Here is a 12,892-nt window from a genome sequence, read left to right on the forward strand (position 1 = left end):
GGTCAGTCAGGCAATGAGAGAACAGCGGCTCCTCGAACGCATCGCGGCCTGCGAACGCGCCGAGGAGCGCTCGCACTCGACCCGCGCGGACCTGTTGATGCGCTCGATTCTCGATCATCTCGCGCGCATTCTCAACACGCGCCAGGGTTCGGTGCCTTGCGCGCCGGATTTCGGAGTGCCCGACTTCACGAATCTGGCGGGGTCGCTTGAAACCGGCAACCTGGACCAGGTGATCGACGAAGTGCGGCGGCTCGTGCGCCGCTACGAACCCCGTCTGAAGGAGCCACGCCTGACGTTCCTCGCAGGCGACGGCCCGAAGCTCACGCTGAGTTTCGCGATCGAGGGGCACATCTCGATCGACCAGCATGACGTGCGGATGAAGGTGATTTCACAGGTGAGCCCGGAAGGGCGCGTCCTGCTTCGGCGAATGGATCATGCTGAACACGTACTTTGAACAGGAACTCGGCAGGCTGCGCTCGCTCGCCAGCGAGTTCGCCGAGCTCAACCCGGCGCTCGCTCCGATGCTCGGCGCGGATGTCGCGCCGGACCCGGACGTCGAGCGGCTGCTCGAAGGGGTCGCGTTCCTGACTGGCCTGATGCGCCAGCGTCTGGACGACGATTTTCCCGAGTTCGTGCAGACGCTCGTTCAACTGCTGATGCCGCACTTCCTGCGACCGTGGCCCTGCATGACGATCATGCAATTCCAGCCGCAGGGGCCGCTCGGCGGAACGGTCACGCTGGCTGCGAACATCGCGGTCGCGTCGGTGCCGGTGGATGGCATGCGCACGATCTTTCGCACTTCATTCCCGGTAACCGTCGAGCCGCTCGCGTTGCGCAGCGCGAGTTGGGACGGTGGAGCGGGCACGCAGCGCAGCCTGCTGCTCGAGTTCGCCTTCGAGGGCGTGACGCCGCAGGCGTGGCAGGGCCGCAAGCTCGGACTTTATCTGGCGGACGCGATGCCCGATGCGGCACGCCTTCTGTTGTTGCTCGCGCGGTACGTGCGCGAAGTGCACGTGTTCGCGGCCGGCGAAGCGGTCACGGTGCTGCCGGCGGATTCGATCTCGATCACCGGCCTGCACGCGGACGCGCTACTGCTGCCGCAGAGCGAAAACGCGCACCCGGCGTACGAGTTGCTGCGCGAGTACTTTGCGTTTCCCGAGAAGTTTCTGCACATCAGCATTGACGGTTTCGAGCGCTGGCTCGCGCGCGGCAGCAGCGGGCGGTTCTCACTTCGCGTTGTGTTCGACGAGTTGCCCGACTGGGCGCCCGCGGTGCACGACGAGAGCTTTCTGCTCAACACCACACCGGCCGTCAATCTGTTTGACGCCCAGGCTCACCCGCTTCATCTCGATGACCGCCAGCCTGCGTGGCAGCTGCAATTCCCGCAGAAGGACGGACGCCATTTGACGCAGGTCTTTTCGATCGAACAGGTGAGCGGTTACGCGGACGGCGAGACGCAACGCTACGTGGCGTTCGGCACGGCAAACGCGGACGAGCCCGTTTATCACACGACACTGCGCGAATCGCCGCTGCGCGAGGGCGTCGATTGCCATATCAGCGTCGTGCAGCCTCGCGACGGCGCGGGCAATGCGCGCGGCGAGCCACGCGAGAGCGCGACACGAACCCTGTCCGTCGATGCGCTTTGCACCCACGGCGCGCTGCCCGAAGTATTGCGGCTGGGCGATATCTGCCATCCCACCGACAGCTCGCCGGCCCGCATGAACTTTCGCAACATCCGGCGCATATCGCCGTACCGGGTGCCGGTGCTCGATCAGCGGCTGCTCTGGCGGCTCGTGTCGCAACTGAATCTGAATCACCGGCAGCTCGCCGGTCGCGACCAGCTGTGCGCGCTGCTCGCATTGCAGTTCACCGGCGGGCGCAGCACGCCGGCGGACGCCGCGCATCAGCGTCGCGTCGACGCCATCGAATCGTTTGCGGTCAAGCCCGCGGACCGGCTGATGAACGGCCTGCTCGTCAGCGGTTGCGAGATCGAGCTGGTTTGCCGCAGCGATGCCTTCATGAACATCGGCGGCCTGTTTCTGTTCGGCGCGGTGCTAGACGATTTTTTCGCCGGCACCGTCGCGCTGAACGCGTTTTCCGCGTTGTCCATCACGGACTCGCTCACCGGGGGCAAGCTGCAATGGCCAGCGAAAATCGGTCAACAACACCTGCTCTAGACCTGCGCGCGCGGCAGGGCGCCGACTACAACTTCTTTCAGGCGCTGCGCGTGCTGCGCGGCGGCTTCGCCACGCGCGCGCAGTTCGAGTCGGCGGTGCGCTTCCAGGCGAATCTCAGCCTCGCGTTCCCGCGCTCGGACATCGAACGGATCGACGTGGACGAGGCGGGCAGGATCCGCATCGTCGCGAACTTCTTCGGACTCTACGGTGTCGCGTCGCCCCTGCCGACGTTCTATACCGAAGACCTGATCGACGAGTCGCGCAGCGGCGGCCGGGCCATGCGCGACATGATCGACATTGTCCATAACGTGCTGTATCCGATGCTGTTTCAGGCGTGGGAAAAGAACCGCCTGTGGCTCGCGGCCGGCGAGCAGGACGACATGCGCCGGCGCGATCTGCTGATGGCGCTGGTGGGACGCATGGGCCACGCGCCCGATCCGGCCGACGACGCGTTGCGCCTGCGTTTTGCCGGACTGACGTCGCACCGGCCGCGCTCCGCGCTCGCGCTGCGCACCCTGGTGCGCGGCCTCACCGGTTTGCGCGACGTGCGCGTCGAGAGCTGCGTGCAGAACGACGCGACGGTACCCGCGAACGCGCATTGCCTGCTTGGCGTGGCCCGGCTTGGCGCTACGCTGGTCGGCAGGCAGGTCGCGCGACGCAGCGGCGTCGTGGATATTTATCTGGCTGGCTTCGGCACGCTCGAGCTTGCCGCGCTGCTGCCGGGCGGTGCGCTGTGGCGGCGTCTCACGGCTCAGTTGCGGTCGTTTCTCGAGGCACCGCTCGTGTGCCGTCTGCTTCTTACGCCGCGCACCGACGCCGGCTGCGAGCTCGAACTCGGCGCGCGCGACGCGGGGCGGCTCGGCATGAATACCTGGCTCGGTGGCGCACGGCCCGGCGTGCCACTGGAAACGGTGATGCTGACGCTCTTCGGCGCCGGCGCTGTGCGTTCGTTCGATCAAGGAGATTTTGCATGATCCAGCTTGGCCTCAAGCCGCTGTTCGCGCGGCTCAATATCCATAATCGGGCCGCGCTCGAAGATGCCGCCGGCTTTGCGTTGTCGCGCAACCACTATGAGATCACCGTCGAGCATCTGCTGCGCAAGCTGCTCGACGAGCCGTCCGCGGACGTACCGCTGCTGCTCGGGCAGGAGGGCGTCGACGTGGCCCGTCTGCGCGACGCGCTGGAGCGGCAACTCGCCGGGCTGAATACCCGCAACACGGGGCGGCCGGTGTTCTCGCCGCTTCTGAGCGAGTGGCTGCAGGACGCGTGGCTCGTCGCGTCGGTCACACTCGGGCAAGAACAGATTCGCGGTGCCGGGCTGTTGCTCGCGCTGCTCGAACGGCGTGGCTACTACGTGGCCGGTTCGGCCTACGCCGCGGCGCTGGAGGCCGTGTCCGCCGAGCGTGTGCGCGACGCGTTCGCGGCGGTGAGCGAGCAGTCGTGCGAGGGCGGTACGCCGCGCGCCGAAGGCGCGAGCGGCGCCCGCGATGATGGCGCGGCGGCGCGCGGCGACTCCGCGCTCGCGCGGTTTTGCGAGGACTTCACCGCGAAGGCGGCGGCGGGCCGGATCGATCCGGTGTTTGGCCGTGACGCCGAGATTCGGCAGATGGTCGATATCCTCGCGCGGCGGCGCAAAAACAATCCGATTTGCGTCGGCGAGCCGGGCGTGGGCAAGACCGCGGTGGTCGAAGGGCTTGCGCTGCGCATCGCCACCGGCGACGTGCCAGGCAATCTGGCCGGCGCGCGTCTTCTCGGACTCGACCTCGGGTTGCTCGAGGCGGGTGCGAGCGTCAAAGGCGAGTTCGAGAGCCGCCTGCGCGGCGTGATCGACGAGGTGAAGGCATCGACCCAGCCCATCATTCTCTTCATCGACGAAGCGCACATGATGGTCGGCGCGGGCGGTCAGACGGGTGGCGGCGACGCGGCGAACCTGCTCAAGCCGGCGCTGGCGCGCGGGGAGCTGCGCACGATCGCGGCGACCACATGGCGTGAGTACAAGAAGTACTTCGAGAAGGACCCGGCGCTCGCCCGCCGCTTCCAGGTCGTGAAGCTCGACGAACCCGACGTGGCGACCACCGTGCAGATTCTGCGCGGCCTCAGGACAGCCTATGAGGCGAGCCACGGCGTGATGATTCGCGACGAGGCGCTGGTCGCGGCCGCCACGCTGTCGCACCGTTATATCACGGGCCGGCAGTTGCCTGACAAAGCTGTCGACCTGCTCGACACCGCCGCGGCGCGCGTGAAAATCGCGCTCGCCGTGAAGCCGGCGGCGGTGGAGCGCATCGAGCGCACGCTGGCCGCGCTCATCCGCGAAGCCGACGCGTTGACGCGCGACGCATCGTTCGGCTACGGCGATCAGGCGCCACGGCTGGCAGATATCGCGGCGGAGCGCGCGGCGCTCGACACTGAACTCGACGCCCTGACGAAGCGCTGGCAGGCGGAGCGTGCGGCAATGCGCGATCTGCTCGACGCCCGTCGCGAAGAGGCGGATGACGCGGCCGTAACGGCGCATCGCGGGTCGGCCGTCGACGACGCGCCGGCCGACCCGCGCCGGTGTGCCGCCGCGGCGCTGCGCGAACTGCAGGGCGACGATCCGCTGCTGTTTGCCGATGTCGACGCGGACACCGTGGCGAAGGTTGTGTCGGACTGGACCGGCGTGCCGCTCGGACGCATCCAGCGCGATCGCGCGGCCATCGTCATGAGCCTCGCCGACACGCTGAAGAGCCGTATCCGCGGCCAGGACGCGGCGCTCGAGCGGATCGCCGTCCAGATCAAGGCGGCCTCGTCGGGGCTGAAGGACCCGACCCAGCCGCTCGGTGTGTTTCTGCTGGCTGGTCCGAGCGGCGTGGGCAAGACGGAAACGGCGCTGGCCGTTGCGGACATGCTGTTCGGCGGCGAGCAGTCGCTCGTCACGATCAACATGAGCGAGTTTCAGGAGCGTCACACCACGAGCCGGCTCGTCGGCTCGCCGCCGGGCTACGTCGGTTATGGCGAGGGTGGTCTGCTGACCGAGGCTGTGCGTCAACGGCCGTATGCGACCGTGCTGCTCGACGAGGTGGAAAAAGCTCACCTCGACGTGGTCAATCTGTTCTACCAGGTGTTCGACAAAGGCGTGCTGTGCGACGGCGAAGGGCGTGATATCGACTTTAGCAATACCGTCGTGTTTCTCACCTCGAATCTCGCCGCCGAGCAGATCGCGGCAGCATGCGAACGGGCGGCGGCGCAGGGCGTCGAGGCAGATCTCGACAGCGTCGTGCGCGAGATTCATCCGGTGCTGGCTCGGCATTTCAAGCCTGCCTTGCTCGCGCGCACGACCGTCGTGCCGTTTCTCTCGCTGCCGCCCGCTGCGCTGCGCGGGATCGTCACGCTCAAGCTCGCGAAGATCGCGCAGCGGCTGCTGGCCGGCAATCGCGTGGCGCTCACGTTCGCGCCGGAAGTCGCGGACGCGATTACACAGCGGTGCACCGAGGTGGACAGCGGGGCGCGTAACATCGACTTCATCATTCGCCGCCACGTGCTGCCGCAACTGTCCGATGTGCTGCTCGCGGCTCAATGCGATGGACGCACGCCCGGCGCGCTGCATATGAGTGTCGACGCCGGCGGCCAGTGGATCGTGAGCGAGACGCCTGGCGGAGCGACTGACGCAGACCCCGCCGTCCCTGGGGCGGGTCTCGATCCGGCCATGATTTTGCCTGAGGCCGCGCCGATTGCGGCAGCGGCGGCGCTGGAGGAGGATTCGGCATGACGCGCCTGCATAGTCCGCGCGCAGCCGCGATTCGCCGCGTGACTCAGGGCGTGCTGCGATGGCCTGGCCTGGTCTTGCCCGCCGTGCTGCTGGCGGGATGCGGCACGGTCAACGGCATGCTGGGCGGCAACTCGGGCACCGATGCGCTCGCCAAGCTCAAATGGTCCTACGCCGCCGACGCCATCCACATTGCCTGGCAAGCCGACCCCCGCCTCAATGAAGCGGACGGCCAGCCGCACGCGCTGTCGCTGGTCGCCGTGCAGATGACGGACGCGAGCGCATTCGCGCCATACGCGGCGTCGCCGGCCAGGCTCGCGCAGTTGCTCAGTGCGTCGATGCCGCCTGCCGGGCTGCTGTCCTTGCGGGCCTTCTTCGTGCAACCGGGCGAAAACGGCTCGATCGTGCTACCGCGGGTCGAGAGCGCGCAGTACGTCGGCATCGCGGCGGGCTATTACGACATGGACAGCGCCCGCGTGACCAGGCTCTACCGGATCGGCGTGGATGTCGCGACCAGCGGTTGGGTCGTCAAACATCGCGAGGCGGCGCCGGTGCCGCTGCAGATCTCCTTGCAGCTTGGACGCAGCGGCTTCGTCGGCAGCGAACAGGCTGGTGTGCCGGCGAGCGCGCCGTTGCGCACGCCGCCGCGGGCTGGCGAGATACCGGTGCCGGCCGAGCTGCCGCGCGGCACCGGCAATGACGCCGGCACGCCAGCCACGAACGACGAGGTGGGGCCGGCGGCGCAACCCGCAGCGCAATCAGCAATACCGCCGGCAGGCTAGTTACACAGAATCCAGATGAAGGAAACCCGATGACCCGGACGCAAATCGCCGTTGCCGTGAAGGAGCGCGCATGAATCACGACGTGCCGCTTTACTGGCACCAAGGGCAGCTCCTGCAGCCTCAACACCTGCAGCACACCGACCAGCTCAACGCGCGTCGCGTGGCGCATGCACTGGACGGCTTCGTGCCGCATGGGTGGGGGATGGAAAGCGTGCAGATCGCCGAGTCGGCACTCACGGGCGGCCAGTTCGTGCTCGCCTCGTTGACCGCGCGTTTTCGCGACGGCACCTGGGTCCAGTACCCGGGAAACGCGCTGGTCGAGGCGCGCAGCTTCAGCGCGGGAGAACTTGCCGAGCAGGCGCGGGTGGTTTATGTGGGAATCCGACGCATGGCGCCGGGGGAGGCCAATTGCGGCGTGTTCGCCACGCGCGACGACGCGGCGCGCGCCTCGACGCGCTTTGCCGTGCTGAGCGAACCGGACCTCGTGGCCGACGAGCTGGCGGGGGCGGCGTCTGCGCAGGTGCGGCCGATGTACCACGTGCTGCGGCTCTTCTGGAACACGGAACTGGACGAACTCGCGCAGTACGACCTGCTGCCGGTCGCGGCGCTCGACATGGTGGGGGGCAACGTCCGCCTCGCGCCGGCGTTCGTGCCGCCCGTCGTGAATCTCGGCGCGAGTGCCGTGCTGACGCAGACGGTGCGCAACGTGCGCGACGAACTGCTCGGCCGCGCGCACCAGCTCGAAGGCAACAAGATGGCCACCGACATGATGACGGTCGGGATCGACAGCGCGCAGCTGCGGGTGATGATGGCGCTCGGGCTCTTCAGCCGCTACGCGCCGCTGCTCTCGCAACTGGTCGAAACGGCGCAGACACATCCGTGGCACGTCTACGGCGTGCTACGCCAGCTTGCCGGCGAACTGAGCCTGTTCAGCAGCCGCTTTGACATGCTCGGCCGCGGCGCTGACGGCAAGGCCGCAATCGAACCGTACCGTCACGAGGACGCTGGCGGGCAGATCGCGGCGATCGCCGCGTTCATCACCACGATGCTCAACGAGATCACATTCGGCCCGGATCAGGTGATTCCGCTCGAACGCGTCGACGACGTGTGGACGGCCGACTTGCCCGAGAGTTTCGTGACCGGCCGGAATCGCTATTACCTGATCGTTTCCGGTATCGACGACGCCGAGACCGGCACGGCCTTCGCGCAGCAGGCGCGGCTCGCGACGCCGTCGGAGTTGCCCAGGCTGGTGTCGCATGCGCTCGCCGGCCTCGAACTGTTGCATCTCGCGGTGCCGCCGGCCGGCATGCCGCGCAGGCACGACGCGTCGTGCTTTCGCATCGAAACGGTGAGCGATGGCTGGGCTGCCGTGGTTCGCGAGCGCGGGATTGCGCTCTTTTACGGTGGCGCGTCGGAAACGCTTGCCGCGGAACTCGTCATGGTGCGGAGATAGACGATGCGACTGGCCAGTTGCTGGACGCCCTTGATCGAGTACGCGACCGCCACGTTCGACGTCGAGCGCGCGCGGCCGCATGGCGAGCCGTCGGCGGCAAGCGGGGTGGCCGCGGCCACCGTGGTTGCGCGCGAGCTGCTCGACCGGCTGGAAGCCGCGCAGAAGCGTGCGGGCGACGAAGGCCATTCGGCTTTCGCCGTGCATGAGTCGCTGTTCGCAGTGGTTGCGTGGCTCGACGAGCGCGCGATGAACAGCGCGTGGGACGGCGCCGCGGCGTGGCGCGCCGCGCCGCTTCAGCAAACCTGCTTCGGCACGGTGCGCGCAGGCGCCGAATTCTATGAGCGACTCGATGCGTTGCCCGACGATGCCGCGCAGGTTCGCGAAACATTCGCACTGATGCTGCTGCTCGGTTTTCGCGGACGCTTCGCAACGCGGCCGGCCGCCGAATTCGCGAGTTACCGGAATGCATTGCTGGAGCAGGTGGTGGAGGAACTCAGAATGGCGCCGCTCAATGCTCATGCGCCGCTCTTCCCCCAGCCCGATGCCGCACCGCCCACGCGCCCCCGTTTACAGCGCAGCGCCACGATGATCGCTGTGCTGCTGGTGGCGGTTCCGGTCGTCTTCCTGGCGGGCATGATTGGGCTCTACGACGTGCTGCTGTCGCTTCTTTCCTCCAACGTGATGGCAGGCCCCTAATGTTGCACAAGATTCTTCGGGCGGCCGGCGCGTTGTTGAGCTTCGTCGTCGCAGCGATAGGTTGCTGGTACCTGGTGTTGTGGGTCAACTGGCCCACCTGGGGTGTGGGCGTGTTACTCGCCCTCATCGTGTTCGGCGTGTTCGCCGCGGTGTTCACGCGACGGCGCTGGGTGGCCTGGCGAATTCGTCGGCGGCTCGCCGTCGGTATGGTCACGAGCAGCGATCGCGAGGCCGTGCGTGCGCTCGATCGTGCGTGGCGTGCCGGCTTCAACCGATTGCGCCAGCTGCGTCAGCGGCGCGCCGGCGGCGCGTTGTACGCGCTGCCGTGGTTCCTGATGCTGGGCGCGACCGGCGCGGGCAAGTCCACGCTGCTCACCCGCACGCGGCTGGCGTCGACGTTGCGGCCCGTGAGGCAGGACGAGCCGGTTGCCGGGACCGCTGTACTGGACTGGTGGTATTTCGATCGCAGCGTGGTGATCGATCCGGCCGGGCGTTTGATCGAGCGCGACAGCAGCAACGGCGGCAATGCGGAATGGACGCGCCTGCTGCATTGGCTTGGCCGCTCGCGTCGGCGCGAACCGCTCAACGGCATCGTGCTCGCGCTCTCGGTTGCGGAACTGCGTAGCGCGACGGCGCAGTGGCTCGCCGAGACGGGCCGTCTCGCCCGTGCCCGGATCGACGCGCTGACGAGCCTCTACTGCGCGCGGATTCCCGTCTATATCGTGCTAACGCACGCCGAATGCATCGAAGGTTTTGCCGGGTGGACGAGCGGGCTACCGCAGGCGCTGCGCGAGCAGCCGTTCGGCATGACGCTGACGGGCGGCGAAGGCACCGAGGCATTTGTCGACGGGGCATTTGCGCGGATTGTCACGCGCCTCGCCGACATCCGCGTCGAGCAGCGCATGCGAGAGGACAGCGCCGCCGTATTCTTGCTGCCCGAGCGCATCCAGGCATTGTCGACGGCGCTCAAAGCCTATCTGCATCCGGCTTTCGATTTCAATCCGTATGGCGAGACGCCGCTGCTGAGCGGCGTTTTTTTCACCGCCGAGGTCAACGGCGAAAGCGGGGCGCCGCGCGGCTGGTTTTCGCGCGAACTGTTCGACGTTCTGCTGCCGGGCCGCCGCGATGCATTCGTACCAACCGGCCGCTTTGGCCACTGGCAGCGGCTCTTGCGGCATGCGGCCGTGGCAGGCTGGCTTGGCGCGTGCATCCTGGTCGGCGGCGCAATGACCTGGGGCTTTCTGTACGATCGCGCGACGCTGCAGCATCTTGCCGGCGATCCGCCGCAGCGCATCACGTTTGCTGGCCCGTTCGCGGTGCGGCTCGGCGCGCTTTCGCGCTACGCGAAGACGCTGGCGACGGTGGGTCGTCGCGCGGATGGCGCTGTACTCGACTGGCTGCCGTTTCACCGCCACGTGCGGCGTGTCGAGGCTGCGTTAGGTCAAACGTATTGCGAGGACTTCCGGCGCGAGGCGCTGAACACGGGCAGCGACCCGATGCTCGACAGCCGCATCCAGGCCGTCGCGCGCGGCGACAACGACACGCTGGTGGCCGCTTACGCGCAACATCTGGTGAGGCGCATCAATCTGCTCGACGCGGCGCTCGCGCGTCGGTCGCTCGACGGCCTGCCGCAGCTTGGCGCCGACATGGTGGCGATCGAGGCGGATGCGCAGCCGGGCGCGGCGCTCGACCCGCTGATGACGAGCCGCTTCGGCGCGCTCTACAACACTTATCTGCACTGGCAGCGCAAGCGCGGCGTCCTCGCCGACGAACGCGCGCACATGGTGAACCTGCTCGATACGCTCGCATTGCCGTCGCGGCGGGTCGGCTGGCTGCTCGCGTGGGCCGATCTGCAGGGCGATCTTGCACCGGTGACGCTCGCGCAGTTCTGGGGGATTCGCGACCGCAGCGACCTGCCGCGCATTTCGGCGGCCTATACGCCGGACGGGCATGCCGCGATTCGCCGCTTCATCGGCGAAATTCAGCGCACGAAGCAGTACGACGCGATATGGAAGAACGGCACGATGGGTCTCGACGGGCAGTATCGTCGCGCGCTGACCAATGCCTGGTACGCGTTCATGACGGCATTTGTGCAGGCGCCGACTCTGCTGCGCGGCGAAGACGACTGGCGCAGTTCGATGGCTGGCATGCTCGGCGCGCAAAATCCCTATCAGCAACTGTTGCACGAGATTGCCCGCACGTTCACCGATCTGCCGCACGACGGCGATACGGTCACACTCGATGTGCCCTCCTGGGTCGATACCGCCAGGCGGCTCGACAGACTGCAGCGGGCCGTCTATGACGGCAGCCGTTCGACCACGTCGAAAATGATCGATACGCTCCGGCTGTCGAACGACGTGAGCCGCGCGGCGGTGCAGCAGCCTGGCGGCCCGGTCCAGCAGATCTCGGCCATGCGCGACGACTTCGCGCTCGCCCAGCGGCTGGGGCAGTTTCGCGACGAGTTGTACGGCATCGGCAACGAGATCGCGAAGGGTGACGGCCACGCGTTCAAGCTCGCTGCAAACGCGTATGCATTCTCCGCGATAGCCGATCTCAAGACGACACCGCTGGTCGCCGCGGCCGGCACTTTCGAACAGTTGAGCGCACCGGGCGTGACGCGCGCGCCGGCGGATCTGCCAGTCTGGAATCTCGTGCGTGGCCCGCTCGACTTCACGATGCAGTATGTGAGCCGGGTTGTCGCCAGCACGCTGCAGAAGAGCTGGGACGCCCAGGTGCTCGCGCCGTTGCAGGGCGTGTCCGATCCCATCCACACCATGCAGCTCGTGTATGCGGAAAAGGGGCTGGTGCCGGCCTTCATGGACGGCCCAGTGCAGGCGTTTGTCGAACGTCGCACGGACAGCTACGCGCCACGCGAGCTGTGGGGGCAGCGGGTGCCGCTCAACGGATTGTTCTATGCGTTCGTGAGCCGTGCGCAACGCGAGAAGAACAACCTCGCCGACACCGCGCAGCGCGACGCGGCGCAGGAAAAAGCCGACGACGAAGCGCGCGCGGCGCGCGGGCGCGAACGCGAGGACATTGGCCGGCAACTCCAGCAGCTGCAGGCGCAGATCGCCGCGTTGCGCGCGGTGTCCTCGGTGGTCACGCTCAGCGCGAGCCCGCCGGACGTAAACGCGGGTGCGCGTGCCGTGCCGCAGAAGACGTCGCTGTCGCTGCAATGCACTGCGGGCAAGACAGTGCTCGAGAATCTGAACTTCCCCACGAGCGCGACGTTCGCATGGTCGTACGCGACCTGCGGCGAGACGGTGCTGACGATCGAATTTCCCGACATGACGCTCACGCACCAGTGGAGTGGACCGATGGGATTCATCGAATTTTTGCGCACGTTTCGCGATGGCCGGCACACCTTCGGAGCCGAGGATTTTCCCGCCTCGCGCAAGGCGATGGCGGCGTCGAACCTGCAAACGGTGACACTCACGTTCACGCAGCAGGGCGAAGTGATTCTGTTGTCGAGCTTCGCAGAGGCAGACCGGCTGAGTTCGCAGAGCGACGCGCTACGGGCGCGTCAGGCCATGCTGGCTGCTGTGGACGAGCAGGCGACGCAACCATTGCCCGGCATGCCTGCTCAGGCCGCATTCGACCTGTCGGTGCCAATGCGTATCGCGGACCCCTGGAACGAGGCCGCAGCGAACACGTCGCCGCTCACCACGGCGCCGGCGAGCGCTGCCGCGCCGGCGTTGGTGGCCCCGGCGGGCGTGGTTGGCAGCGGTGCGGCGCGTGCGCAGACGACGCATCAGTATGCCGTCCGGGTTGGACTCTTCGCGCAGCCGGCTCATGTCAACCAGGCACTGCGCGAGATGGATATCAGCTATGAGAATCGTCCGGTAACGCGCGCGAGCGGCACCGTCGATTACCTGGTGCTGGCGACCGGCTTCGCGGATCGCGCTGCGGCCCAACAGGCAGCGGACAAGATTGGCAAACAACTGAAAGTCTCGCCGCTGGTTGTGGCAGACAGCGGGGCGTAGCGGTTGTTCTGTGGGCGGGAAGTTGAGACGAACCGCGAGGGCCGCGCGTTACGCGGCAG

Annotated in this window: 8 protein-coding genes; all 8 read left to right on the forward strand. The window is 67.4% G+C overall.

Annotated elements, in window-relative coordinates; all coding sequences use genetic code 11:
* The first annotated feature begins 13 nt into the window (after positions 1-13).
* The 8 genes from tssE to GH665_RS05920 all read left to right on the forward strand — a co-directional run bounded on the left by tssE (position 14) and on the right by GH665_RS05920 (position 12,833).
* Positions 14-454, forward strand: a complete 441-nt coding sequence (tssE, locus tag GH665_RS05885; RefSeq protein WP_153135052.1) for a type VI secretion system baseplate subunit TssE — start codon at positions 14-16, stop codon at positions 452-454.
* Positions 435-2,177: a type VI secretion system baseplate subunit TssF gene (gene tssF, locus GH665_RS05890; protein WP_153135053.1), complete on the forward strand. Its 1,743-nt coding sequence runs from the start codon at positions 435-437 to the stop codon at positions 2,175-2,177. Before tssE ends, tssF begins: the two co-directional genes overlap by 20 nt.
* Positions 2,141-3,151, forward strand: a complete 1,011-nt coding sequence (gene tssG, locus GH665_RS05895) for a type VI secretion system baseplate subunit TssG (protein WP_153135054.1) — start codon at positions 2,141-2,143, stop codon at positions 3,149-3,151. The genes tssF and tssG overlap by 37 nt, the downstream gene beginning before the upstream one ends.
* The gene (tssH, locus tag GH665_RS05900) at positions 3,148-5,922 is read left to right on the forward strand and encodes a type VI secretion system ATPase TssH (protein ID WP_153135055.1); all 2,775 of its coding nucleotides are present in this window, start codon (positions 3,148-3,150) and stop codon (positions 5,920-5,922) included. Before tssG ends, tssH begins: the two co-directional genes overlap by 4 nt.
* Positions 5,919-6,701, forward strand: coding sequence for a type VI secretion system lipoprotein TssJ (tssJ, locus tag GH665_RS05905; RefSeq protein WP_153135056.1), 783 nt, complete (start codon positions 5,919-5,921; stop codon positions 6,699-6,701). Before tssH ends, tssJ begins: the two co-directional genes overlap by 4 nt.
* 70 nt (positions 6,702-6,771) lie before the next feature.
* Positions 6,772-8,154 (forward strand): type VI secretion system baseplate subunit TssK, encoded by a 1,383-nt coding sequence (gene tssK, locus GH665_RS05910; protein WP_153135057.1) that lies wholly within the window; start codon positions 6,772-6,774, stop codon positions 8,152-8,154.
* Positions 8,155-8,157: 3 nt separating this feature from the next.
* Positions 8,158-8,850, forward strand: coding sequence for a DotU family type IV/VI secretion system protein (locus GH665_RS05915; protein WP_153135058.1), 693 nt, complete (start codon positions 8,158-8,160; stop codon positions 8,848-8,850).
* Entirely contained in the window at positions 8,850-12,833 is a 3,984-nt protein-coding gene (locus GH665_RS05920; protein ID WP_153135059.1) for a type VI secretion protein IcmF/TssM N-terminal domain-containing protein, read from the forward strand. Before GH665_RS05915 ends, GH665_RS05920 begins: the two co-directional genes overlap by 1 nt.
* Positions 12,834-12,892 lie beyond the last annotated feature (59 nt).

This window comes from Paraburkholderia agricolaris (assembly GCF_009455635.1).
In the GTDB taxonomy this organism is placed as follows: domain Bacteria; phylum Pseudomonadota; class Gammaproteobacteria; order Burkholderiales; family Burkholderiaceae; genus Paraburkholderia; species Paraburkholderia agricolaris.

What these genes read in the sequence shown, in the direction of transcription:
- tssJ (WP_153135056.1), top strand. Translation starts at nt 5,919, where the DNA reads ATGACGCGCCTGCATAGTCCGCGCGCAGCCGCGATTCGCCGCGTGACT.
- tssE (WP_153135052.1), top strand. Translation starts at nt 14, where the DNA reads ATGAGAGAACAGCGGCTCCTCGAACGCATCGCGGCCTGCGAACGCGCC.
- GH665_RS05915 (WP_153135058.1), top strand. Translation starts at nt 8,158, where the DNA reads ATGCGACTGGCCAGTTGCTGGACGCCCTTGATCGAGTACGCGACCGCC.
- tssG (WP_153135054.1), top strand. Translation starts at nt 2,141, where the DNA reads ATGGCCAGCGAAAATCGGTCAACAACACCTGCTCTAGACCTGCGCGCG.
- tssK (WP_153135057.1), top strand. Translation starts at nt 6,772, where the DNA reads ATGAATCACGACGTGCCGCTTTACTGGCACCAAGGGCAGCTCCTGCAG.
- GH665_RS05920 (WP_153135059.1), top strand. Translation starts at nt 8,850, where the DNA reads ATGTTGCACAAGATTCTTCGGGCGGCCGGCGCGTTGTTGAGCTTCGTC.
- tssH (WP_153135055.1), top strand. Translation starts at nt 3,148, where the DNA reads ATGATCCAGCTTGGCCTCAAGCCGCTGTTCGCGCGGCTCAATATCCAT.
- tssF (WP_153135053.1), top strand. Translation starts at nt 435, where the DNA reads ATGCTGAACACGTACTTTGAACAGGAACTCGGCAGGCTGCGCTCGCTC.